This window comes from Massilia sp. IC2-476 (assembly GCF_020707295.1).
Taxonomy (GTDB): domain Bacteria; phylum Pseudomonadota; class Gammaproteobacteria; order Burkholderiales; family Burkholderiaceae_D; genus Telluria.
On sequence record NZ_JAJFER010000004.1, the window covers coordinates 427945 to 451593 of the forward strand.

Here is a 23649-nt window from a genome sequence, read left to right on the forward strand (position 1 = left end):
AAGAAAATCGGGTAATCCGCAACATTTGCCTATGAAGATTATTTTTTGAGGAGGGCGGCAATATGCGTGCTTTGGCGCCGAACCTGCTGCGATTGGTGTCCAAGTCGCAAAAATCAGAAAGGTGGTCTGCGCTTCGGCAGGCTTGTCTGATCGACTACCTGTTACACGGCCCGCGTGCGTCGGGACGAAAAAAAAGGCCGCACGAGGCGGCCTTTTGTTCATCCGGCTTGATCAGCGCGGCTTGATCGCGAACTGCGGAGCGTACGCGTAGTTGGGTTTGAAGTTGCGCTGGTCGAACAGGGCCCAGGCTTTCTGGCCTTCGGTGCCGCCGTAGCTCGCCGCGTAAGCGAGGGCAGGCTGCATGTTGGCCGGGTAGCCGGTCGCTTCCGGAGCATAGCCGCTCATTTCGCCGACACGCAGGTTCAGGACCTTGGCCATCGCCTCGCTGCCGCAGGCGGTGCTGAGGTAGTCCGGGCTGCTCTTCTTGAAGACTTCGCCGATCGTCGCGTAGATGGGCGAGTTGGCGCTGTCACGGACCTTCATCGTGTAGTTCGCGGCGCCGATCCAGCAGGCGCCCTGGCCGACCATGCGGGCGATCGGGAATTTCACTTTCCAGCGCAGCAGGTTTTCAGCCTTGGTGAAGCCCAGTTCCGCAGCGTGGCCAACCGCCGAGGTGAAGAAGTCGTCCTGCCACGGCGCCAGGCCGGTGCCTTCGTCATACACGATCGAATAACCGTTCGTGATCACGCCCAGGGCATTGCCGGTCGCCGCACCCGTGGTATAGGTGTTGTTGAACCAGTCCAGGTTGTTGTTGACGAAGGTGGTGAAGTGGCTCTTCAGCGGGTGGCTGTCCGGCGTGATGTACGCCGCCTCGGCCAGCGTGCGGAGCGACCATGCCTGGCCACGCACCTGGTCCGGGATCACCAGGCCCTTTTCGAAGCCGCGGAAGTAAGGATTGTCGACGAAGGCGCTGTACATGCCCCAGAACTGCAGCTCTTCCAGGTAGTAATAGTCGCCGGTCACCAGATACGGCACGTAGGCCAGGTTCGGCTGGTGCGCGGTATCCTGTTCATTCGGCGTATAGCACGAGGTCGGGCTCAGGCAGTCCGGGAAACGTTCGTCACGGCCGGTCTTCTGGTTGATCATGTCGCCGCCACGGCCGAGCACCGACATATAAGGATAGTCGATGACGCTGACCGGCATGTCGGTCTGCTTGTCGCGCACGTGCTGCGACCAGCTGCCCGACAGGTCGGCGGTACCCAGCGTGACGTCGCGCGCGCGCTTGTCCATGCTCAGCAGGTACATGACCGTCCAGCCCGGCAGCAGGCCGATGTCGCGGCGGCCGCCGGTGGTCGGCATGTTCTTCAGGGCCAGGCCGGTTGCCATCGGTTCGGTGATCGCGCCATTCCATTCGGTCTTGAGCGCGCTCAGCTGCGATTCAGGAATGCTGAGGGTCTGGTCGTAGTTCGGCACGGCACGGGTGGCAATCAGATAGCCGGTGTTGAGCTTGACGTTGACTTCCGGGCTTGCGCCGTTCCACCAGGCGAGCTGGCGCCAGCGGGCATGGTGGTAATGCATCATGCCTGGCTTGTTGAACACCGTCTTGCCGCCCACGGTCAGGTTGGCGTCGTAGGTGAAGGTTTGCACTTTCGGCTCGAAGGCCCAGTTGTTCTCGACGACCGTGTCGATGCGTGCCTTCTTCGTCGCCGGGTACCAGCGGATCGCGAAGCGTGCCGTCAGGTGCGGGTGCTGCACGCCGGTGCTGGTGGTCAGCGGCGCCATCACTTGCCATTCGGTAGCGGTCGCGCCGGACAGCCAGACTTTGGCTTTGCCGCTGCGCATCAGCTCCTCAGCCGACGCACTATAGCGTACGCCGTTAAGGGTAGCGCTGACGGAGGCGGTGAAACCGGCATCCAGCGGAGCGGTGATCGGCGCCGCGCTGGCAGCCGACGCGGTGCCGCGGATGAGCGACATGGAACGGACTTCGCTGGCATTCAGGGTCGGCAGCACCGTCGAGATGATGGCATGGCGCACCGAGCCGTCGGCGTGCTTGGCCTTGACGTCGACCTGCAGCGGAAGGCTGCTGCCGTCCTCCAGGCGGCCGACCAGGCCGGAATTGGCAGGCAGGTCGCCGGCCACGAACACCTGGCCGAAGGTCACGGGAACGTTGGTTTGGGCGGCCGACGAGGTGCCCTCGAAGCGCACGGTGGTGATGGTGCCGGCCGGGTTGGTTGCGCCGGTATTGGTATTGGTGCCGGTCGTGGTGCCACGGCTTTGCGGTACATACGTACCGAGGGACATCGAGCGCGTGCCGTCCATGCTGGACGACAGGACATTGTTTTGATCGGTTGTGCTGCCGCCACTACCGCAGGCGGTAAGGGTCGCGCCGAACAGAACAGTATAAGCAGCGCGCTTGGTCAGCGGATGTGTCAAGAATTTCATGTGGAGATCTCGTTCAGGATGCGGGACGCTTGATTACGCCACTGGCAGAGAACAAGGTTACGCCAAAGAAAAACACATTCCCAGAGGAATCACAAATTCTGTTCAAAATTTTGGGCGATTTTTGCCCTAGAGCAACACAATATTACCCAGTATTTAACGAATATTATTCGGCAGCAACCGTTTTTAGCAATATATATACTGTCGTTTTGACATTGGCGGAAAAAAACCCGCCGGTGTGGGCGGGTCGGAGCCAGGCCGTTTGCTTTTACTTCGAAGCAAGCACCATGTAGTCAACTGCAGCCTTCACGTCGGCATCAGGCGCTGTCGAGCCGCCTTTGGGCGGCATCATGCCGGCCTTGCCCTGGAAGCCCTTGATGGCGTGTTCGTACAATACGGCGTTACCCTGGCCGATACGGGCGGCCCAGGCCGCCTTGTCGCCGACTTTCGGTGCGCCCGCGATGCCGGCGCCATGGCAGGCGATGCACGCGCTGTTATACAAGGCCTTGCCGGTGTCTGCCGAGGCAAGCGCCGGGGCGGCGGCAGGCGCTGCGGCCGGAGCAGGGGCGGCCGCGGCCGGTGCCGCGGCGGCTGCCGCAGTTGCCGGCGCAGCCTCTGCGGCCGCCGGGGCGGCATTCGCCGCGGCCGGGGCCGGCACGGCCGGCTCCTTGAACGAAGCACCGCTCTTGTTGGCCAGATAAACCACGGCGCGCGCCACTTCCACGTTGTCGAGGTCGGGATTGCCGCCCTTGGCCGGCATCGCGCGGATGCCTTCGATCGCGTGCTTGACCAGGGTGTCGTAGCCTTGCGCCAGGCGGGCGCCCCAGGCGCCGTTGTCGCCCAGCTTCGGGGCCCCGGCAGCGCCGCTGTCATGGCAGGCGGCGCACACGGCCGCGTACACCGCATTGCCTGCTTGCAGGACTTTAGGCGCATTCGCGTCGACCAGGGTGAAACCTTCTTCGGCAACGGGGCGCAGGCGCGCCGCCACGGCTTCGGCGCTCTGGCTGCTGGTGCCGGCGCCGGTCAGGCGGTTATTGGTAGCGAAGATCACGAGCAGGATGATGCCGATGACGATGACCAGGAAGAACCCCGCTACGGCCGCAATGAGTTGCTTCGGGGTTCGGATCAGGGATTGGTGTTCGTTGTGTGCGTCGCTCATGATTTCCTTAATTCGATTAAAAAAACCTGCCACTCCCGGCGCTTGCGATCACATGCTTTCTTGCAAATGCCGTCAAACGGCCGATTATAGTCGTAAAGCTTCCATAGTGTAATGAAATTCATTTGGAGCAAGAGTGCCCATGGACGTAAGTTGCGAAAGACTGTATCCTTCGCATCACTTCCTTCCCCCTACGCGGCTGTAGCTCAGTGGATAGAGTATTGGCCTCCGAAGCCAAGGGTCGTGGGTTCGATCCCCGCCAGCCGCGCCACCAGTTTCCCCTTCCGACGTCCATGCCCGGTTTGCAGCCTGCAAACGTGCGCCCTGATCCAATTCCGCGTGGCAATATTGCTTAACCGCTTGCTATCAAATGGCCGCGCACGATTCATGCTTTCTTGGAACTTGTGTTTCAGAAAATGCTAATATTGCATGGTCGATACGGATGAGTTGGCACTGCTTTGCCTCCCGCTGTCATGACATCGTCATGACATTCCGATATCGTTCTTCGGACATTGTTGTTACCGTTAGACAAATACAGACGGTAAAGTTGAGTGTACTTATGCATTCATGCTAAACTGAAAGTTAGCATTATTGCAAAACTAAATTCTTGAACGGAATGCGATATGAAAGCTGATGAGGTCGTCGCTGTAGTAGGGCTGGGTTATGTGGGCTTGCCCCTGGCAGTGGAATTCGGCAAAAAGGGGCGCACCATCGGTTTCGACCTGTCGAGCGCGAAAATCGAGAACTACAAGCGCTTTGTCGACCCGACCGGCGAGGTATCGTCGGAACAGCTGCAGGCCGCACGCCACCTCGAAGTCAGCACCGATCCGGCGCTGCTTGCCCAGGCTGACTATATTGTTGTTGCCGTCCCGACCCCGGTCGACATCGCGCACAATCCGGACTTCACGCCGCTGATCGGCGCCAGCAAGTCGGTCGGCGCCAATATGAAGCGCGGCGCCATCGTCGTCTACGAGTCGACCGTCTATCCCGGCGCGACCGAGGAAGTCTGCATCCCGATCCTGGAACGCGAATCGGGCCTGAAGTGGAAGCAGGACTTCCATGTCGGCTTCTCGCCGGAGCGCATCAACCCGGGCGACAAGGAACACACCCTGACCACCATCCTGAAGGTGGTGTCGGGCGACGACGATGCCTCGCTCGAGCGCATCGCCGCCCTGTACGAATCGGTCGTGACCGCCGGCGTCTACCGCGCTTCCAGCATCAAGGTGGCCGAGGCCGCGAAAGTCATCGAGAACACCCAGCGCGACCTGAACATCGCCCTGATGAACGAGCTGGCGATCATCTTCGACAAGGTTGGCATCGACACGCTCGAAGTCCTGAAGGCGGCCGGCACCAAGTGGAACTTCCTGCCCTTCCGTCCCGGCCTGGTCGGCGGCCATTGCATCGGCGTCGATCCGTACTACCTGACCCACAAGGCCGAGATGGTTGGCTACCATCCGCAGGTGATCCTGGCAGGCCGCCGCATCAACGACGGCATGGCCAAGTTCGTGGCCGAGAAGACGGTGAAGTCGATGATTTCGTCGGGCTTCCACGTCAAGGGCTCGAAGGTCAACGTGATCGGCCTGACTTTCAAGGAAAACTGCCCCGACTTGCGCAATTCCAAGGTGGCAGACATCGTCCACGAACTCGAAAGCTACGGGGTCGAGGTGCATGTGTTCGACCCGCAGGCGGATGCCGAGGAAGCGCAGCACGAATACAGCATCAAGCTGGAAAGCTGGGACAGCCTGCCGAAAGCGGACGCGCTGGTGGTTGCGGTGCCACACAAAGAGGTGTTGGCGCTGTCTTTGGCTGACTTCCAGTCCAAGCTGAACGAAAATGGCTGTTTCATCGACGTGAAATCGCAGTTCGATCCGAAAGCTCTGCAGGAAGCCGGCTACTGCGTCTGGCGCCTGTAATAACCGCAAGTCCTGCATCGGCCGCGGCATGTGCCGCGGCAGCGCCAGTCGGCCCGGCGTGACCAAGAGAGTGTTCGAAAGTGAATAAGTTTCAAGACGCCCAGCAACACCTGCAGCAGCATCGCTACCACTGGCTCGTGACCGGTGCGGCCGGGTTCATCGGTTCGAACCTGGTCGAGGCGCTGCTGCGCCTCGGCCAGCGAGTGACCGGCCTGGACAACTTTGCCACCGGCCACAGGCACAACCTCGAACTCGTGCGCGAAGCGGTCGGCGCCGCCGCCTGGGACAGCTTCGCCTTCATCGAAGGCGATATCCGCAAGGCGGACGACTGCGCACGCGCCTGCGAGGGCGCCGATTTCGTCCTGCACCAGGCCGCCCTTGGCTCGGTGTCGCGCTCGATCGACGACCCGGTGACCACCAACGACACCAACGTCGGCGGCTTCCTCAACATGCTGGTGGCGGCGCGCGACGCCCGGGTGCGGCGCTTCGTCTACGCGGCGTCGAGCTCCACCTACGGCGACCATCCGGATCTGCCCAAGGTCGAGGACCGCATCGGCAATCCGCTGTCGCCGTATGCGGTGACCAAGTACGTGAACGAGCTGTATGCGAACGTGTTCGGCCGTACCTATGGCATGGAATCGGTCGGCCTGCGCTACTTCAACGTGTTCGGTCCGCGCCAGGACCCGAACGGCGCCTACGCCGCCGTGATCCCGCAGTGGGTCGCGGCCCTGATCCGCAACCAGGAACTGCGCATCAACGGCGACGGCGAGACCAGCCGCGATTTCTGCTACATCGACAACGTGGTGCAGGCCAACCTGCTGTCGGCCCTGGCCGGCCCGGAGGCGGCGAACCAGGTCTTCAACATCGCCGTCAACGAACGCACCAGCCTGAACCAGTTGTACGGCATGATGCGCGACCTGCTGCGGGAGCAGTTCCCGCACCTGGACGCGCACCGGCCGCAGTACGCGGACTTCCGCCGCGGCGACGTGCGTCATTCCCAGGCGGACATCGGCAAGGCGGCAAGCCTGCTGGGCTACCAGCCCACCCACCGCATCGGCGAAGGGCTGCGCCAGGCGATGGACTGGTATGTACGGAACCTGGCGCCGGCCGCAGCGCATGACAGATAAGAAATACCAACAAGCCATATGAATAGCAATAAGAATCGGGGAGGCTACCGTGTTTCGGATCTCTAACCACTACGTATCGAAGATCGTCTTTCTCCTGCTGTTCGTCGAAGTGCTGGTGCTGCTGGGCGCAGCCTACATAGGCGCCGCGGTGCGAATGCTTGAATTCGAGGATGCCGCGGCGGCGGCCCACCTCGACCACTTCTTCACCTCGGCGGTGGCGTTCACCGTGGCGATCATCTTCAGCATGAGCGCGATGGGCATGTACCAGCTCGACTTCGACGAAGGCCTGCGCCATCCCTTCTTCATGAAGCTGATGCCGTCCTTCCTGATGGGCTTCGCGATCCTGGCACTGGTGTTCTACATGGCGCCGGAACTGTCCTTCGGGCGCGGCACCATGGCCCTGGTGTTTGTTCTGGCCGGCACCGGCATTTTCCTGGCGCGCATGGCCTTCTTCAAGTCGTCCGAGGCGCGATTCCTCCAGTCGCGCATCATGTTCCTCGGCAGCGGCCCCCTGGCCAAGGAATGCAGTGAATTGGCGAGCAAGAACTCGAGCTACCACAAGTACGACATCGCCGGCTACATCCAGATCCCGAGCGAAGAACTGTGCGTGCCGTCCACCAGCCTGCTGAAGGTGCGCGACGGCGATTCGCTGGTCTCGCTGGTACGCCAGCACAACGTGTCGGAGATCGTGGTGTCGGTGCAGAACCGCCGCGGCGGCTTCCCGATCAAGGAGCTGCTCGACTGCAAACTGCAGGGCATCCGCGTCACCGACGCCGCCACCTTCTTCGAGCGCGAGACCTGCCAGATCCGGGTCGACTCGCTGCAGCCTTCCTGGCTGGTGTTTGGCGGCGGCTTCGACCAGAGTTTCGTGCGTACCTTCATGAAGCGCAGCTTCGACCTGGTGTGCAGCATGATCATCCTGGTACTGGCCTTCCCGCTGATGCTGCTGGCGGCCATCTTCGTCAAGCTGGAAGACGGCGGTCCGGTGTTCTACTCGCAGGAACGGGTCGGCAAGGACGGCAAGACCTTCCGCGTGCACAAGTTCCGCAGCATGCGCGTCGACGCCGAAAAGGCCGGCAAGCCACAATGGGCGGCGCAGAACGACCCGCGTGTCACCCGCTTCGGTAACTTCATGCGCAAGACCCGCATCGACGAGCTGCCCCAGATCCTCAACGTGTTCAAGGGCGAGATGTCCTTCGTCGGCCCGCGGCCGGAGCGTCCGTACTTCGTCGAGCAGCTGATCGAGGTGGTGCCGTATTACAATGTGCGCCACAGCGTCAAGCCCGGCATCACCGGCTGGGCCCAGGTGCGCTACGGCTATGGCTCCTCGGCCGAGGACGCGCTGCAAAAGCTCCAGTACGACCTGTACTACGTGAAGAACAACAGCCTGTTCCTGGATGTGCTCATCCTGATCAATACGCTCAAGGTCGTGCTGTTCCGCAGCGGGCGTTGATGGCGCCGGGGCCGGCCGGTCCCGTCCATCCAGCCCGCCCACTCACGTTCGAGCCACCGTCGACCCCATGGAAGTTTCCCTGACCAGCATCGCGGCCTACAGCTACGTGCTGGTGGCCGTCTGTTTCCTCGTGCTGGGCGCGCCGCTGGCGGTGCGCCAGCGGCGCCGCCACGACATCGCGCTCGGCCTGGCCTGCCTCTCGAGCGTCCTGTGGGGTGCGACCCTGGCCTGGGAAGCGAGCGTCGGCACGCCCGTCTCGGCGCTGGCCGACAGCGCCGAGCTGCTGCGCAACGCCTCCTGGTCGGCGTTCCTGCTGGTGCTGCGCGGCCACTTCACCGATCCCGCCAGCCGCTTGCCGCTGCGCCTGCAGCCGGCGCTGGTGCTGGGCGCGCTGGCCTACCTGGGCTGCCTGCTCGGGACCGTGGGCGGCTGGTGGAGCCTGGCGCCCACGGCCGACGCCGGCGCGCTGCCGATCGCGGCGCGGGTGGCGATGGCGGTGTCGGGCATGCTGCTGGTCGAACTGGTCTACCGCAACCGCACCCTGCACGAGCGCTGGGCGGTGAAGTTCGCCTGCCTCGGCATCGGCACCATGTTCGCCTACGACTTCTACCTGTACAGCCACGCACTGCTGTTCCGCAGCGTCGACACCGACATCTGGGCCGCGCGCGGCCTGGTCAACGCCCTGAGCGTGCCGCTGATCGCGGTGTCGCTCGGCCGCAGCAAGCTGTGGTCTTCGCCGCTGTCGGTGTCGCGCCGCGCGATGTTCCACTCGGCGACCCTGTTCGGCTCCGCGCTCTACCTGCTGGCGATGGGCTCGGCCGGCTACTACCTGCGCTATTTCGGCGGCAGCTGGGGCACGGTAATGCAGGTGACCTTCCTGTTCGCCGCCATCATCCTGCTGGCCGGGGTGCTGTTCTCGGGCAGCTTCCGGGCGCGCCTGAAGGTCTTCATCAGCAAGCACTTCTACCGCTACAACTACGACTACCGCGAAGAGTGGATGCGCTTCACCCGCACCCTGTCGAAACCCGGTCCCGACCTGGGCCAGCGCGCCATCGAAGCGGTCGCCAACCTGGTCGAGAGCCCGGGCGGAGCCCTGTGGCAGCGCGTCGAAGGCGGACGCTTCGAACCGGTGGCCAGCTGGCAGGTCCCGGCGCCTGCGGCTTCCGAGCCGGCCGGCTCGGCCTTCTGCCAGTTCCTCGAAACCAGCCAGTGGGTGGTCGACCTGCACGAATACGCGCATAGCCCGGACAAGTACGACGCCCTGGTGCTGCCGGCGTGGCTGGCCGACTATCCGCGCGCCTGGCTGGTGGTGCCGCTGATCCTGCACGCGCGCCTGTTCGGCTTCGTGCTGCTGCAGAACCCGCGCAGCCCGGTCAAGCTGAACTGGGAAGTGATCGACGTGCTCGAGATCGCGGGCAGCCAGGCCGCCAGCCAGCTGGCCCAGCAGGACACCGCCAACGCGCTGATGGTCGCGCGCCAGTTCGAGTCCTTCAACCGCATGTCGACCTTCGTGGTGCACGACCTGAAGAACCTGGTGCTGCAGCTGTCCCTGATGAACGCGAATGCGGCCAAGCACAAGGACAATCCCGAATTCCAGGCCGACATGCTCGAGACCGTCGACTACTCGGTGCAGAAGATGAAGATCATGCTGCAAAAGCTCAGCCGCCTCGACAATGCCGAGCAGCCGCTGGCGCTGGCGCTGGACGAGGTGGTGGCGCAGGCGGTGGCGCTGAAGGCCGCGTTCGAGCCGCGCCCCGAGCTGGTGGTGGAAGACCCGCAGCTGCGCGTGCTGGCCGACCGCGAGCGCCTCGAGCGCGTGGTGGGCCACCTGATCCAGAACGCGATCGAAGCAACCCCGCGCACCGGCCGCGTCACGATCCGCCTGCTGCGCCGGGACGGCCAGGCCTTGATCGAGATCGTCGACACCGGCGAAGGCATGAGCGAAGAGTTCATCCGCGAGCGCCTGTTCAAGCCTTTCGACTCGACCAAGTCGGCCGGCATGGGCATCGGCGTGTTCGAGAGCCGTGAATACATCCATGAACTGGGCGGCAGCCTGGAGGTGAGCAGCACGCCTGGTGCGGGCACCACCTTCCGGGTCCTGCTGCCGCACCACCAACAGGAAACGCCGGCGGAGCAGGGCGCCCGCCGTGCCGCCTGAAACGAGGAACAACGTGACCCAGACAAAACCGAAACTCTTGATCATCGAGGACGATCCCGGGGTGCAGAAACAGCTGCGCTGGAGCCTGGACGCCTACGACGTGGTGGTGGCCGGCGACCGCGAGGCCGCACTGGCCCAGATCCGGCGCCACGAGCCGGCCGTGTGCACCATGGACCTGGGCCTGCCGCCCGACCCGGACGGCTCGACCGAAGGCCTGGCAACCCTGCAGCAGATCCTGGCGCTGGCGCCGGACACCCGCGTCATCGTCCTGACCGGCAACCAGGACCATGCCAACGCCGTCAAGGCGATCGGCATGGGCGCCTACGACTTCCACCACAAGCCCTGCGACCCGGAAGTGCTGAACCTGGTGATCCAGCGCGCCTTCTTCCTGCACAACCTGCAGAAGGAAAACCGCCGCATGCAGCAGGCCCAGGCCGATTCGCCGCTGGCCGGCGTGATCTCGCGCGACCCCGGCATGCTCAAGGTCTGCCGCAACATCGAGAAAGTGGCCCCGACCTCGGCCTCGGTGATGCTGCTGGGCGAATCGGGCACGGGCAAGGAAGTGCTGGCGCGCGCCCTGCACCAGCTGTCGCCGCGCGCCAAGGAGCGCTTCATGGCGATCAACTGCGCGGCGATCCCCGAGAACCTGCTCGAATCCGAACTGTTCGGCTACGAAAAAGGCGCCTTCACGGGCGCGGCGAAGCAGACCAAGGGCAAGGTCGAACTGGCGCACGGCGGCACTTTCTTCCTCGACGAGGTGGGTGACCTGCCCATGGCGCTGCAGGCCAAGCTGCTGCGCTTCCTGCAGGAGCGCGTGATCGAGCGCATCGGCGGCCACGAGGAGATCCCGGTGGACGTGCGCATCGTCTGCGCTACCCACCAGAAGCTCAAGGAACTGTGCGCCCAGGGGCGCTTCCGCGAAGACCTGTATTACCGCCTGTCCGAGATCGTGGTGACCATCCCGCCGCTGCGTACACGCGAAGGCGACGCGGCGCTGCTGGCGCACCACTTCAAGAACAAGTTCTGCGCCGCCGAAGGGCGCGCCTCGCTGCACTTCGCGCCGGACGCGATCGCCGCGATCGAGGGCTACAACTGGCCCGGTAACGTACGCGAGATGGAGAACTACATCAAGCGCGCCGTCATCATGGCCGACGGGAACACCATCGTCGCCGAGGACCTCGGGCTGCCGGGCGAAGGCGCGACCGAAGAACCGATCAACCTGCGCCAGGTGCGCGACGAGGCCGAGTACAAGGCCATCGTCAAGGTGCTGGCACGGGTCGACGGCAACATCGTCAAGGCTTCCGAGATCCTCGGGGTCAGCCGCCCAACCCTGTACGATCTGATGTCCCGCCACGGCATCAAGTCCGCTCCATGACGCCTGGCCCGCGTGCGGCGCGGCGGCGCCTGCCGGCCACCCTGCTGGCGCTGGCGCTGCTGCTGGCGCTCATGGCGGCGGGCGCCGCTGCCTTCGTGCTGGACCGGGTGAACGTCGCTCCGCGCCAGCTTGGACCCTACATCGAGCGCCGCGCCGACGGCCACAACGCCGCCATCGAAAGCGTCGGGCACTGGCTTGGCTCCGGGCTGGTCGCGCTCGACCGGGACAGCGGGCCGCTCCTGACCGAGGCAGCGCTGCGGCTCGGCGCCCAGGACGCTCCCGCATCCGGTCGCGTCGCGCGCGAGGTGGAGGTCGCCAGCGTGGGCGCCCTGTACGCCGCGGTCGGACAGGCGCAGCCGGGCGACGCCATCACCCTCCAGCCGGGCAGCTACCGCATCGGCGCCACGCTGGCGGCCTTCCAGCCGGGCAGCGAAGCGGCGCCAATCACCCTGCGTGCACGCCGCCCCGGCAGCGTCACGCTGCTAGTGGAGACCGTCGAGGCAATTCGCATCGGCGCGCCATGGTGGCGGATTGAAAACCTGGAAATGCGAGGCGTGTGCGGCGACGATTCGAGCTGCGAGCATGCGCTGCACATCGTGGGCGCCGCCCATCATGTCGCCATCGTCAACAATACCCTGGTCGACTTCAATGCGCACATCAAGATAAACGGCGAGAACGGGCGTTTCCCCGACCATGGGCTGATCGAGTCGAACACCCTGCACAACACGAAGGCGCGCATGACGACCAATCCGGTGACGCCGATCGATCTGGTGGCCGCCAGCGACTGGAACATCCGGCGCAACCTGATCAGCGACTTCGTCAAGGGCTTCGGCGACGGCATCAGCTATGGCGCCTTCGCCAAGGGGGCGGGGGAACGCAACCTGTTCGAGCAGAACCTGGTCTGGTGCGAGCGCCGCCTGCGCGGGCTGGGCGGAAAGCGTGTCGGGCTGTCGCTGGGCGGCGGCGCCACCGGCAAGCCCTACTGCCGCGACCGCGCCTGCGTGGTCGAGCAGCAGGACGCCAGCCTGCACAGCAACCTGATCGCCTCGTGTTCCGACGTCGGCATCTATCTCAACAACGCTGCGGGCAGCCGTCTGGTCCACAACAGCGTCATCGACACCGCGGGTGTGGATGTGCGTTTCGCCGGAAGCAGCGCCGACCTCGAAGGCAACCTGGTCGATGGCGTTATCCGCAGCCGCGACGGCGGTGTCGTGCGCGAACGCGACAACCGTAGCACGCCTCCACTGTATGCCTATCTCGGCTACTCCCCGGTACGCGCGCTGTTCGCCGGCCGCGAATTCGCCTGGCGCGATGAAGTACCGCGCCGCGAGGGCGCGACGTCCGGCGCGCCGCACGACCTGTGCGGGCAGGCGCGCAGCGCGGCGCCCGCATACGGAGCGTTCGACGACTTCGCTCCCTGCCTGGCCTCTGCCGCTAGCGCGGCCGGGCCCCAGAGGTAAGCGCGCCCGGGCCCCAGGCAGCGCGCTGCCTCAGTTCCCAGCGCGCCGGGACCGGGCCTCGGATGCCACGTCTGCCAGCAGGCTGGCCAGTTGCCGGGCGCGGGCGCTCCTCGCCTGCGCCTGCACGAACTCCGGCGCCGCGCACGGCGCACTGCCTCTGCGCGCCAATTCCAGCAAGCGCGTCAGCGCCTGCGCGATCGCTTCCCTGTCGTCGAGCGGCGCCATGGTATCGATGCCGGCCGCGCGCATGAGGGCCGCGGTGTCGCCTGCGGGATCGGTCAGCGCGAGCAGCGGGCGTCCCGCGCGCAGGTATTCGTAGAGCTTGGCCGGCACCTGGTCGTTGCAGTTTGCCGCCTGCAGGACCAACAGGCCGTCGGCCGCCAGCATTTCCGCCAGCGCGGCGCGGTAGGGCAGGGGCGGAGCGATCTCCACCAGCGCGTCGATGCCCTGCTCGCGCGCCAGTTCCTTCAGCAGCGCATCGTGCACCGGCGCACGCAGCCGCAGCCGGAAGCGCGCCGGATCGAGAACGCCGGCGCGGGCCAGCCCGGCCAGTGCCGCGAACAGCGGACCCGGATCGCGCTCCGACGGGTAGACGATTCCGCTGTGCAGCAGCACGAAGGGGCGGTCGGGCGCCGCAACGGGCCGCGGCACGTCCGCTGTGGCGGCCGTGAATTCCGCTTCGTCGTAACCGTTCTCGATCACGCAGAAGCGTTCCGGCGGCAGTTCCGGATAACGCTGGCGGTAGCTGCGCACCATGCCAGACGTGGCGCACACGGCGCGCGCGCAGTGGCGCAGCGTCCGGCGCTCGACCCAGGCGGCGGCGCGCCGCATCCAGGGATCCTGCGGCCAGCTGGCGTCGATCATCGGATCGCGCAGGTCCGCCACCCAGGGCAGCCCGGTGAGGCGGTGCAGCACCAGGCCGATCAAATGCGCGGTGGCGATCGGATAGGTGGACCAGATGACGGCGGGACGCTCGCGCCGCACCAGCCGCAAGCCGGCCCAGACGGCGCCCGGCAGCCAGCCGATCCAGCGGTCGGGCAGGGCCAGCATGCGGGTATAGCGTCCCTTGATCGCCAGGTGGCGCGCGCTGTCGAGCGCAAACGCGCGCGTCACCTGCGCCGGTCCGTCGTAGGGCGCGCCGCCCGCGTCCGCATAGGCGCGCGGATGGGCGCTGAGCACCAGGGGACGCCAGCCGAGGTCGGGCAGGTAGCGGGCAAAGGAGACGGTGCGCTGGATGCCGCTGCTGCCGCGCTGGGGCGGGAAGTGGAAGGCGACCATCAGGACCGTGTCTACCACGCGGCCATCCAGTCGCAGGTCCAGTCGACGACCTGGTCGTGCCAGTCACGCCGCGAGCAGGTATGGTCGGCGCCCGGCAGGCGGCGCAGCGTGACGCGGCGCTCGCCGAGCAGGCGGCGCCATGCGGGATCGGTCTCGGCCACGCCCGCGAATTCCTGGGCGGTGAGGTCGGCGCCGCTGAGCATCACCAGCAGGCGTCCGTCGAAGCGCGCCAGGCCGTCGGCCATGCGCTGCGGCAGCGTGGCCACGGGCCCCGGCGCCGGCTTCGCGCCCAGCGCGCTGCGCGCTACTGCCAGCGCCGAGGCGGCCGCCGAGCGCAGGTCGAAGCGCCCGGCCAGGATCTTGCTCCATAGCTCGCCCTCGAACAGGCGCCTGCGGTAGTAATGCCGGATGGTCGCACGCGCCGCGCCGGCCTCGGTGCGCACCCAGGGATTGAGCAGGGCCAGGCCGCCCACGCGCGCGTCGCCGGCGCCGTAGAATGCGATCGCCGAGGCGCCGTCGCACAGGCCCCAGAGGGCGATGTCGCGCAGCTGCGGCGCGGCCGCGGTGAAGGCGTCGAGCGCCACCCGGATGTCGGCATCGACTTCCTCGAAGCCGCGCGCGCGGCCCTCGCTGTCGCCCATGCCGCGATAGTCGAAGCGCATGGCGGCGATGCCGCGCGCGGCCAGGCTGCGCGCCAGCAGCGTGAACTGGCGGTGGCTGCCGGCGCGGTACTGGGGGCCGCCGACCACGATCAGCACCCCGCGCACGGGCGCGGCCGGGCCGGCCGGCAGGCTGACGATGCCGTACAGGCGGTCGCCCTCGCAGTCGAAGGAGATGGCGCGTTCGTCGATCATGGCTGCCCTCCCTGCGTCGCCGGCGCGGCCAGCGCGGCCAGCGTGGCCGCACGCAGCTGCGGACACTCGGCCGTTTCCGCCATGCTCCAGCAGGCCTCGTCGTGCACGGCCTGCAGTTCCACGGTCGCACCCTGGGCGCGCCAGATCCAGGCCTGCTGCTGCGCCGGCTGGGGAACCGGGCGGCCGGCCGCCGGCACCACTTCCAGCCAGTGCAGCGGCGCCGCCGGCGTCGCGAAGGCGCCCGCGTCGGCCGCTTCGATCGCATCCGCCAGCGCCGGGGCCAGCATGTAGCCGCCGATCTCCTGGGCTTCCACGCGCAGCGACTCGCGCAGGCGCCGGCTGTCGCGTCCGCCTTCGCCGGCCAGCATTTCGCTTGCCATGCGCATGCGCAGCAGCTGGTTCAGGTAGACCGCGCCGCGCAGCACCGGCTGCCACAGGACGAAGCGCTCGACCGGCACGGCGGCGGCGCGCGCGTAGTCCAGCGCCAGCAGCGCGCCCAGGCGCACGCCCCACAGGCCGGGGGTGCACTGCGTCCGCTCTGCCAGCCAGGCGTGGCCGAGGGCGAGGTCGGCCTTCCAGGTGTCCCAGCGCGCCTCGCCGAACTCGCCGTCGCTGTCGCCGCTGCCGTGCAGGTCCAGCTGCAGCACCGCGCAGCCCTGCGCGGCCAGCGCGCGCGCGGCCACGCTGGCCGCGCGCCGGCTGCGGTTCATCTCCTCGCCGAAGGGCGGCACGTACAGCAGCGCCGCACGGGCGCCGCCCTGGGCCGGATGGTAGACGCAATAGCGCCGTCCGGCGGCGGCAGGCAGGAAGAAATGTTCGGCAGGCGCGGGACGCATCATTGTCCGGTTTTCTGTTCCACGAAGCGCGCCAGGCTGCCCACCGTCTCGAAGGTGCTGGCGCTGATGTCGTCGTCGTCGATCATGACGCCGAACCGGTCTTCGATGGCGGCGATCACGCTGACGACCGCCATCGAGTCGAGTTCGGGAATGGCGCCCAGCAGGGGCGAGTCGGCCGTCAGCGCCTGGGCGCCGGGACCGAGGTTCAGCACGTCGGCCAGCAGGGTTTTCACTTCGTCGAGATACATGTCATGCTCCGTTCTGTAGGTGGGCGGCGCCCCGTTCGCGCAGCATCGCATGCAGGCGCGCCAGGGCCGGCCACCGGTAATGGTTGAGATGGTAAAGAGTGCGCACCTGGTCCGTCCAGCGCGTGTGCCACTCCATCACCCGTCCGTAGAATTCAATGCGCGCGAACCGTTCTTCGTCGAACAGCGCGCGGCAGGCTTCCTCGCGCATCAGGAGCGCCGGCGACAGCCCGTCCGCCGCGCTTTCATCGTACGCGGTCTTCAGGATGACGATGGTATCGCGTTCCAGGATGCACAGGTCCATGGCGACCAGCCGCTCGCCGAACCAGTAGCGGTAGGCGCGCGCGCCGCCATCGCGGGCGAAGGCTTCCAGCATGCGGGCATAGAACAGCCCCTGCGCGTTGCCGGCGTCGACGGCGGTGCCGCCGCGCGCCTTCCAGCCGGCGCCTTCCAGCCGGCCGTAGTCGGCCACCGCGGCAGCCATCATGCCGGGCTGATCGACCACGTCGAGGCGGGTGGCGATGCCGTCGGCGGCAAGGCGCTTGCGCTGCTTCTTGAGGTTGGCGCGCAGGTTCTTGCCGCGGCCGTTCCAGTAATCCTCGAAGCCGCCGGTGACATCGATGCGCGCGGTCGCGATGTAGTCCAGGGTACGCATATTGTCGCCGGCGCCGGGAGCGGGACGCGGCAGCAGCAGCGGGTCGCACTGGGTGAGGCCGAGCTGCAGGGCGAAGCCAGGCAGGGCGCCGCCCAGGCCGGCGAGCAGGGACGCGGCCGGGATGCCGGGCCGCTGCAGCCACAGCCCGAGCGGCGCCTGGGCCGGCTGGAAGGTGGCCCAGCGCCCCGGGCCCTGCGGCGCCAGCACGGCCGCCGCGCACGGGCCCGCCTCGTCTTCGCACAGGGCCAGCAGCTCGGGTCCGCTGCCGAACGCTTCCAGCAGCGCGTCCACGAAGGCGGGCGCGAACATCGGCGCCGCCGGCAGGCCGGCGCGCAGCGCATCCCAGTGGGCGGCGGCGGCGCCGAAGCGCGCGGCCGGAAGCAGTCGCCACTTCATGGGGCCAGGGCCGCGCGTGCGCGTTCGCACAGCCAGGCAAGCTCGTCTTCACGCAGCTCCTGGTGCAGCGGGAAGGCCAGCACCCGGCGCGACAGCGCTGCGCTCTCGGCGCCGGCAGCCGCGTCCACGCCGGGCCACAGGGTCGAGGCGAAGCGGGTGACCGGCACGCCCCATGCGTCCAGGCGCGCGCAGACCGGCTCCGGATCGTCCACCAGCAGCGGGAACAGCCAGGGACAGGCGCCCGCCGGCAACTGCGCGAACAGGGGGCGGCAACCGGGCAGGCCGCCGAGCGCGCGCTCCAGCCGCGCATAGTTGGCGCGGCGCCGCGTCACGATACGCCCGGCGTCGGCGCGGCGCAGCAGGCGCCGCGCGATCCAGGAGGCGCGCTTGTCGACCCAGGCAGGGTCGAACTCCACGCCGCTGTCGGACGAGGCGGGGGCCAGCGCCGCGGCCTGCGCCGCCTCGCCGCGGCGGCCTTTCAGCGCGTTCCACAACAGTCCCTTGGCCGCCAGCGGGGCGGCCAGCAGGGCGTGCAGCAGCGGCAGGCGGCCGTAGGCAAAGCCGCGTTCCAGGGTGTTGAGCAGGGCCTTGATCTCGAAGGCGGCGCCGGCCGGGCGCAGCCTGGACGCCAGCGGCCGGGTGCGCGACACCAGCACGCCGCCATCGTAGGCCGGGAAGAATTTCATGCTGCTGGCGATGGCGTAGTCGCCGAATGCGCCGACCGGGCGTCCCGCGTGCTCGCCGAAGAAGCAGTGGGCGCAGTCCTCCACCAGGGCGAGGCCATGCGCATCGCAAAACGCGCGCAGCCGCACCAGGTCCTGCGGGAAGCCGAAGTAATGGGTGACCACCAGCACCTTCACCCGCGGCCCGAGCCGCGCGGCGACATCGTCCAGGTCGACCGCCGTGTCCATCCCGACGCGGTAGAACAGGGGCGTCGCGCCGCGCCACAGCACCGGCGGCACCATCGACAGGCTGTGATAGGCCGGTAGCAGCACCGCGTCGCCCGCTTCCACGCCGAGGGCGCGCAGCGCCAGCGCCAGCGCCACCCGGCCGCTGGTGACGAAGCGGGCTTCCCCGGCCTCGAGCACGCTCGGCAGGCTGGCGCGTCCGCGGCCGAACGAGGCGCGCGACAGCACCGGCGCCAGCGGCACGCGGGGATGCGCCGGCGGCGCGAGGGAAAGGGGGGCGGGAAGCGGCATGGTCGGCTGTGGTATCTGGGTCGTATTGTGCCTTGTTTCGCAGGCGAAATGGTAACATTGCGCTCTATTTGCACCGCAACACGACATGCCGCGCATGCTTCGTCTTCTTTTATGAGCGAGTTGGTCCACGACTTCATTTTCGCCTCGGCCGCGCGCACGCCGCAGGCCCCGGCCCTGGCCCATGGCGACATCCGCCTCGACTACGCCGCGCTGGCCGGCGCCGTGCGCGCCGCCGCCGCGGCGCTGGGCGCCCATCTGCGCGCGCCCGGCGAACGGGTGGCCGTGTTCCTGGAAAAGCGCATCGAGAACGTGGCGGCGCTGTTCGGCGCCGCCGCCGCCGGCGCCGTCTTCGTCCCGGTCAATCCTCTGCTCAAGCCGGAACAGGTCGCGCACATCCTGCGCGACTGCAACGTGCGGGTGCTGGTCACCTCGAGCGAGCGCCTGGCCGCGCTGGCGCCGGTGCTGGCGGCCTGTCCCGACCTGCGCGCCGTGCTGGCCACCGGGCTGAAGTCCGGAGCGGAGACGCCCGCCGGCGCGCCGGAAGTGCGCGCCTGGGAAGCGGCGCTGGCCGCCGCGCCCGCATCCACGCCGGCGCGCCGGATCGACGCCGACGTCGCCGCCATCCTGTACACCTCCGGCTCCACCGGCAAGCCCAAGGGCGTGGTGCTGTCGCACCGTAACCTGGTGGCCGGTGCGCGCAGCGTCGCCGATTACCTCGCGATCGGGCCGGACGACCGCATCCTGTCGGTGCTGCCGCTCAGCTTCGACTATGGCCTGAGCCAGCTGACCTGCGCTTTCCTGGCCGGCGCCTCGGCGGTGCTGATCAACCACCTGTTTGCGCGCGATGTCGTGGCGGCGGTCGCGGCCGAGCGCATCACCGGCCTGGCCGCCGTGCCGCCGCTGTGGAGCCAGCTGGCGCGGCTGCCGTGGCCGGCCGACTGCAGCCTGCGCTACCTCACCAATTCCGGCGGCGCCATGCCGGGCGCCACGCTGGCGCAGCTGCGCGCCGCGCTGCCGCGGGCACAGGTGTTCCTGATGTATGGCCTGACCGAAGCCTTCCGCTCGACCTACCTGCCGCCGGAACAGCTGGACCGGCGTCCGGATTCGATCGGGCGCGCGATCCCGAATGCCGAGGTGATGGTGGTGCGGCCCGACGGCAGCGCCTGTGCGCCCGGCGAGCCGGGCGAACTGGTGCACCGCGGCGCCCTGGTCGCGCTCGGCTACTGGAACGATCCGGCTAAGACCGCCGAGCGCTTCCGCCCGGCGCCGGGACAGGATCCGGCCCTGCCCCTGGTCGAAATGGCGGTCTGGTCGGGCGACACCGTGCGCCGCGACGAAGAGGGTTTCCTGTACTTCGTCGGCCGTACCGATGACCTGATCAAGGTCTCCGGCTACCGCATCAGCCCGACCGAGGTCGAAGAGCTGGCCTATGCCAGCGGCCTGGTGGAAGAGGCGGTCGCGTTCGGCGTGCCGCACCCGGAGCTGGGACAGGCGGTGGTGCTGCTGGCCAGCGTGCCCTGCGCCGACGAGGCCACCCGCGGCGCGCTGCTGAAGGAATGCCAGCGCCGCATGCCGGCCTACATGGTGCCGCAGCACCTGGCCCTGCGCGCCGAAGCGTTTCCGCGCAACCCGAACGGCAAGATCGACCGCCCGGCGCTGCGCGCGGCCTTCCTCGATACCTTCGAAAGCAGCATCGCATGAACAAACCTGTCCACGCCCCGCAGAACCAGTTTCCCGTCGCCGGCGGCGAACTGCAGATCGGTGGCATGCCCCTGTCGCGCCTGGCCGAACGGGTCGGCGCCACGCCCTTCTATGCCTATGACCGGGCCCTGGTCAAGGCGCGCATGGCGCAGCTGCGCGCCGCCCTGCCGGCCGGGCTGAAGCTGCATTATTCGATCAAGGCCAATCCGATGCCGGCCATGGTGCAGCTGATGGCAGGGCTGGCCGACGGCCTCGACGTGGCGTCAGGCGGCGAGCTGTCCACCGCCCTCGACACCGGCTTCGACCCGGCCGATATCAGTTTCGCCGGCCCCGGCAAGAGCATGGCCGAGATCCGGCGCGCGATCGCCGCCGGGGTATGCATCAATGCCGAATCGGCGGCCGAGGTCGAGCGTATCGCGCACCAGGCCAAGGAGCTCGGCCTGGCCCCGCGCGTGGTGCTGCGCGTGAATCCGGACTTCGAGCTGAAGGCCTCGGGCATGCGCATGGGCGGGGGCGCCAAGCCCTTCGGCATCGACGCCGAACGCGTGCCGGAAGTGGTGGCGCAACTGCGCCGGCATGGTATCGAGCCGCTCGGCCTGCATATCTTCGCCGGCTCGCAAAGCCTGAAGGCGGAGGCGGTGGTCGAGGCGCACGCGAGCGGCTTCGCGCTGGCCCTGCGCCTGGCCGAGGACTGCGCCTTCCTTCCCCGCATGCTGAACCTGGGAGCGGGCTTCGGCATTCCGTATTTCCCGGGCGAGGCGGCGCTCGACCTGGCTCCGGTGGCGGCCGGGCTGGCCGCGTGGCTGCCGCGCGTCCGCGAACGCCTGGGCGATGTGCGGGTGTCGCTGGAGTCCGGCCGCTACCTGGTGGGCGAAGCGGGCGTCTACGTGGCGCGCGTGCTCGAGCGGAAGGAATCGCGCGGCCAGGTGTTCCTGGTCACCGACGGCGGCCTGCACCACCACCTGGCGGCCTCGGGGAACTTCGGGCAGGTGATCCGCAAGAACTACCCGGTGGCGATCGGCAACCGCATGGACGCACAGGCGCGCGAGAGCGTCACCGTCGTCGGTCCCCTCTGCACGCCGCTCGACATGCTGGCCGAACGCATGGAACTGCCGCAGGCGGACAGCGGCGACCTGGTGGTGGTGTTCCAGTCCGGCGCCTACGGCCTGTCGGCCAGCCCCACCGCCTTCCTCGGACATCCGGCGCCGGCCGAGGTGCTGGTGTGACGCGGTCATGCCACAAGCCGTGCGCACGATTGGTTTAATTGCCTCAGCGAACGAAAATTGATCTAGAATAATTGTCGTTAATTTAATTGCCGTAGTGCCGAGGTAGACATGTCCAAGCCAGCTCCGAGTTCCCGGCGCATCCTGATCAGTGTTCTCAACTGGAACTGCTCGGACGAGACCGCCGCCTGCGTACGTTCGCTGGCTGCGCTCAAGAACCGGGCCGGCCACCTGCTCGACATCGTGGTGATCGACAATGGTTCGCGTGCCGAGGAATGGACCCGCCTGCAGCAGAGCCTGGCCGGCGCCGACCTGAGCCTGCTGCGCAACGAGCAGAACCTCGGCTTCGCGGGCGGCCACAATATCGCACTGCGCCGTGCGCTCGACAGCGGCGCCGACTACGCCTGGCTGGTCAACAGCGACGCCGTGGTCAAGCCGGATGCGCTCGACCGCCTGGTCGAACTGATCGACGCCGATCCGCGCTGCGGCGCCACCTCGCCGCTGATCCTGGCGCGCGACGACGAAAGCGTGATCGATTTCTGCGGCGCCCGCCACGACTGGCCGGCGATGGCCTCGGTCAGCTCGACCTCGGTGGAAGAAACACGCCAAATGGAAGCGCAGTATCCGCGCGACATGTGGCTGATGGGCGCCGCCCTGATGCTGCGCGTGGAGGCCCTGCGCGAAGTCGGCCTGCTCAACGATTCCTATTTTGCTTATTGGGAAGACAACGACATCAGCGCGCGCCTGTCCGCCAAGGGCTGGCTGTGCCGCATGGCCTTCGATGCGGTGGTGCTGCATTGCCATCCGCGCCTGCGGATGAGCGAGAAAGGACCGTATTATTTTTATCTGATGGCGCGCAACTCGTTCAAGTTCTGGTACCAGCATACCCCCGCCCCCTACCGCCGCATGATCCGCCTGAAGCTGATCGACCGCGCCCTGCTGGTGGCCAACCGCCTGCGCAACGGCGGCTACGACGAGAAGTGCGCGGCCTGCATGCTCGGCGTCTATGACAGCCAGACCGGCAAGTCGGGGAAATGGAACCTCGAACGCAAGGTGCCGTGGGTGGTCGAGGCCCTGCGCCGTGCGCTGTGGCGCAACCATGCTCGCCACTTCCGCCCGGGTGACGCCTGAGCCACATGCGGCCCGTTCCCTGCCTGCCATGAACCATCCTGACATCACGTTTTCGGTCGTCATACCGAATTTCAACAACGGCGCGACGCTGGCGCGCGCGATCGACTCGGTGCTGGCCCAGACCTGGCCGGCGCACGAGATCATCGTCATCGACGACGGTTCCACCGACGATTCGGCGGCGGTGGCGGCGCGTTACGGCGACCGGGTGCGCTACGTGCCCCAGCCGAATGCCGGCGTGTCGGCGGCCCGCAACAACGGGGCGCGCCTGGCCACCGGCACCTGGCTGGCCTTCCTGGACGCCGACGATACCTACATGCCGGAACGCCTGGCTGCGCACGCACGCTGGATCGCGCGCGAACCGGACATCGATTTCCTGTTCGCCGACCAGGACTTCCGCGAGCCCGACGATACCCATCTGCAGTTCTCGATCGACGCCTGCGCCGCCGGCCGCAGCCTGGTGGCGCGCCATCCGGGCCAGGTCGAGATCCCGATCGCCCAGGACGATTTCGAGGCCTGCATCGCCGATGGTTTCGCCGAGATCCGCACCCTGTCGCTGCCGCGCGCGACCTTCCTCAGGCTGGGAGGCTTCCCGCTCGAGCACAAGATTGGCGAAGACATGTATTTCTTCATCCGCCTGTATGCCGCCAGCCGGCGCGGCGGCGTGGTCAACCTGCCGCTGTCGGTGTATTACATCTACCCGGGCAGCGCCCTGCGCAAGGATCCGGTGGCGGCGCAGCGCAAGTACGTCGCCACGATTGCGGCCCTGGACGAGGAATTGCGCGACGCGCCGGCCGGGATCCGGCGCGGCTGGCGCACCAGGCTGCGTTATGGCAGGCTGAGCCTGGCATACATGCACCTGCGCGCCGGCCAGCGCCGGGCGGCGGTCGCCGCCGTCGCTCCGCTCATGTGGAGCAATCCTTCGCTGCGCTCGCTGCGCGACATGGCGTCGGTCATGCGAGGATAGGCGGACCGGGCTGGTGCAGTCCTGTCCTGAACCCGGCGAGCCGCTTCGCCATCGTCAAGGTCCTTGGTAGTGCCGCGAATAGGCAG

General features: G+C 67.5%; 18 protein-coding genes and 1 tRNA gene. 11 read left to right on the forward strand and 8 right to left on the reverse strand.

The features are described from left to right. Positions 1 to 231 precede the first annotated feature (231 nt). Entirely contained in the window at positions 232 to 2442 is a 2211-nt protein-coding gene (locus LK539_RS13940; RefSeq protein WP_227801553.1) for a hypothetical protein, read from the reverse strand. 265 nt (positions 2443 to 2707) lie between these two features. Continuing rightward, positions 2708 to 3598, reverse strand: a complete 891-nt coding sequence (locus LK539_RS13945; RefSeq protein WP_227801554.1) for a cytochrome c5 family protein — start codon at positions 3596 to 3598, stop codon at positions 2708 to 2710. Positions 3599 to 3790: 192 nt separating this feature from the next. Between LK539_RS13945 and LK539_RS13950 the strand changes: the two genes are divergently transcribed. From LK539_RS13950 to LK539_RS13980, 7 genes are all read left to right on the forward strand, one after another. Further along, positions 3791 to 3866, forward strand: a tRNA-Arg gene (locus LK539_RS13950). A gap of 352 nt (positions 3867 to 4218) precedes the next feature. Beyond that, on the forward strand, positions 4219 to 5508 hold the full coding sequence (locus tag LK539_RS13955) for a nucleotide sugar dehydrogenase (RefSeq protein ID WP_227801556.1): 1290 nt from the start codon (positions 4219 to 4221) through the stop codon (positions 5506 to 5508). 80 nt (positions 5509 to 5588) lie between these two features. Continuing rightward, the gene (locus LK539_RS13960; RefSeq protein WP_227801557.1) at positions 5589 to 6635 is read left to right on the forward strand and encodes an NAD-dependent epimerase/dehydratase family protein; all 1047 of its coding nucleotides are present in this window, start codon (positions 5589 to 5591) and stop codon (positions 6633 to 6635) included. Between the two features lie 49 nt (positions 6636 to 6684). Next, positions 6685 to 8088, forward strand: a complete 1404-nt coding sequence (locus LK539_RS13965; RefSeq protein ID WP_227801558.1) for a TIGR03013 family XrtA/PEP-CTERM system glycosyltransferase — start codon at positions 6685 to 6687, stop codon at positions 8086 to 8088. A gap of 67 nt (positions 8089 to 8155) precedes the next feature. Further along, positions 8156 to 10246: an XrtA/PEP-CTERM system histidine kinase PrsK gene (gene prsK / locus LK539_RS13970; RefSeq protein WP_227801559.1), complete on the forward strand. Its 2091-nt coding sequence runs from the start codon at positions 8156 to 8158 to the stop codon at positions 10244 to 10246. Between the two features lie 13 nt (positions 10247 to 10259). Next, entirely contained in the window at positions 10260 to 11621 is a 1362-nt protein-coding gene (prsR, locus tag LK539_RS13975) for a PEP-CTERM-box response regulator transcription factor (RefSeq protein WP_227801560.1), read from the forward strand. Further along, positions 11618 to 13081, forward strand: a complete 1464-nt coding sequence (locus tag LK539_RS13980; RefSeq protein WP_227801561.1) for a right-handed parallel beta-helix repeat-containing protein — start codon at positions 11618 to 11620, stop codon at positions 13079 to 13081. The genes prsR and LK539_RS13980 overlap by 4 nt, the downstream gene beginning before the upstream one ends. A 30-nt stretch (positions 13082 to 13111) precedes the next feature. Here LK539_RS13980 and LK539_RS13985 read toward each other — a convergent pair whose 3' ends face one another. Genes LK539_RS13985 through LK539_RS14010 form a run of 6 tightly spaced genes read right to left on the reverse strand, consistent with a single transcriptional unit; the run spans position 13112 to position 18544 of the window. Then, positions 13112 to 14377 (reverse strand): glycosyltransferase, encoded by a 1266-nt coding sequence (locus tag LK539_RS13985; RefSeq protein WP_227801562.1) that lies wholly within the window; start codon positions 14375 to 14377, stop codon positions 13112 to 13114. Further along, positions 14371 to 15213 carry a hydrolase 1, exosortase A system-associated gene (locus LK539_RS13990; protein WP_227801563.1) on the reverse strand — a complete coding sequence of 281 codons (843 nt, stop codon included), beginning with the start codon at positions 15211 to 15213 and terminating at the stop codon, positions 14371 to 14373. The genes LK539_RS13985 and LK539_RS13990 overlap by 7 nt, the downstream gene beginning before the upstream one ends. Then, positions 15210 to 16052, reverse strand: coding sequence for a hydrolase 2, exosortase A system-associated (locus tag LK539_RS13995; RefSeq protein WP_227801565.1), 843 nt, complete (start codon positions 16050 to 16052; stop codon positions 15210 to 15212). Before LK539_RS13995 ends, LK539_RS13990 begins: the two co-directional genes overlap by 4 nt. Continuing rightward, positions 16049 to 16297, reverse strand: coding sequence for an acyl carrier protein (locus tag LK539_RS14000; RefSeq protein ID WP_227801566.1), 249 nt, complete (start codon positions 16295 to 16297; stop codon positions 16049 to 16051). The genes LK539_RS13995 and LK539_RS14000 overlap by 4 nt, the downstream gene beginning before the upstream one ends. Position 16298: 1 nt before the next feature. Further along, on the reverse strand, positions 16299 to 17345 hold the full coding sequence (locus LK539_RS14005; protein WP_227801568.1) for a GNAT family N-acetyltransferase: 1047 nt from the start codon (positions 17343 to 17345) through the stop codon (positions 16299 to 16301). Beyond that, positions 17342 to 18544 carry a DegT/DnrJ/EryC1/StrS family aminotransferase gene (locus LK539_RS14010; RefSeq protein WP_227801569.1) on the reverse strand — a complete coding sequence of 401 codons (1203 nt, stop codon included), beginning with the start codon at positions 18542 to 18544 and terminating at the stop codon, positions 17342 to 17344. Before LK539_RS14010 ends, LK539_RS14005 begins: the two co-directional genes overlap by 4 nt. A gap of 111 nt (positions 18545 to 18655) precedes the next feature. On the opposite strand from LK539_RS14010, the gene LK539_RS14015 reads away from it, so the two are divergent. The 4 genes from LK539_RS14015 (at position 18656) to LK539_RS14030 (ending at position 23563) form a co-directional block, all read left to right on the forward strand. Further along, on the forward strand, positions 18656 to 20245 hold the full coding sequence (locus tag LK539_RS14015) for an acyl-CoA ligase (AMP-forming), exosortase A system-associated (RefSeq protein WP_227801570.1): 1590 nt from the start codon (positions 18656 to 18658) through the stop codon (positions 20243 to 20245). After that, positions 20242 to 21471 carry a pyridoxal-dependent decarboxylase, exosortase A system-associated gene (locus LK539_RS14020; protein WP_227801572.1) on the forward strand — a complete coding sequence of 410 codons (1230 nt, stop codon included), beginning with the start codon at positions 20242 to 20244 and terminating at the stop codon, positions 21469 to 21471. Before LK539_RS14015 ends, LK539_RS14020 begins: the two co-directional genes overlap by 4 nt. A 108-nt stretch (positions 21472 to 21579) precedes the next feature. Beyond that, a complete protein-coding gene (locus LK539_RS14025) occupies positions 21580 to 22599 on the forward strand; it encodes a glycosyltransferase family 2 protein (RefSeq protein ID WP_227801574.1) in 1020 nt (339 codons plus the stop codon). Continuing rightward, positions 22568 to 23563, forward strand: a complete 996-nt coding sequence (locus tag LK539_RS14030) for a glycosyltransferase (protein WP_227801575.1) — start codon at positions 22568 to 22570, stop codon at positions 23561 to 23563. The genes LK539_RS14025 and LK539_RS14030 overlap by 32 nt, the downstream gene beginning before the upstream one ends. Positions 23564 to 23649: the final 86 nt, after the last annotated feature.

Excerpts from the sequence above, each read along its gene's own strand:
- LK539_RS13990 (WP_227801563.1), bottom strand. The coding sequence starts at position 15,213 with ATGATCGACGAACGCGCCATCTCCTTCGACTGCGAGGGCGACCGCCTG.
- LK539_RS13980 (WP_227801561.1), top strand. The coding sequence starts at position 11,618 with ATGACGCCTGGCCCGCGTGCGGCGCGGCGGCGCCTGCCGGCCACCCTG.
- LK539_RS14000 (WP_227801566.1), bottom strand. The coding sequence starts at position 16,297 with ATGTATCTCGACGAAGTGAAAACCCTGCTGGCCGACGTGCTGAACCTC.
- LK539_RS13945 (WP_227801554.1), bottom strand. The coding sequence starts at position 3,598 with ATGAGCGACGCACACAACGAACACCAATCCCTGATCCGAACCCCGAAG.
- LK539_RS14010 (WP_227801569.1), bottom strand. The coding sequence starts at position 18,544 with ATGCCGCTTCCCGCCCCCCTTTCCCTCGCGCCGCCGGCGCATCCCCGC.
- LK539_RS13995 (WP_227801565.1), bottom strand. The coding sequence starts at position 16,052 with ATGATGCGTCCCGCGCCTGCCGAACATTTCTTCCTGCCTGCCGCCGCC.
- LK539_RS14025 (WP_227801574.1), top strand. The coding sequence starts at position 21,580 with ATGTCCAAGCCAGCTCCGAGTTCCCGGCGCATCCTGATCAGTGTTCTC.
- LK539_RS14030 (WP_227801575.1), top strand. The coding sequence starts at position 22,568 with ATGCTCGCCACTTCCGCCCGGGTGACGCCTGAGCCACATGCGGCCCGT.
- prsK (WP_227801559.1), top strand. The coding sequence starts at position 8,156 with ATGGAAGTTTCCCTGACCAGCATCGCGGCCTACAGCTACGTGCTGGTG.
- LK539_RS14020 (WP_227801572.1), top strand. The coding sequence starts at position 20,242 with ATGAACAAACCTGTCCACGCCCCGCAGAACCAGTTTCCCGTCGCCGGC.
- LK539_RS14015 (WP_227801570.1), top strand. The coding sequence starts at position 18,656 with ATGAGCGAGTTGGTCCACGACTTCATTTTCGCCTCGGCCGCGCGCACG.
- LK539_RS13940 (WP_227801553.1), bottom strand. The coding sequence starts at position 2,442 with ATGAAATTCTTGACACATCCGCTGACCAAGCGCGCTGCTTATACTGTT.
- LK539_RS14005 (WP_227801568.1), bottom strand. The coding sequence starts at position 17,345 with ATGAAGTGGCGACTGCTTCCGGCCGCGCGCTTCGGCGCCGCCGCCGCC.
- LK539_RS13955 (WP_227801556.1), top strand. The coding sequence starts at position 4,219 with ATGAAAGCTGATGAGGTCGTCGCTGTAGTAGGGCTGGGTTATGTGGGC.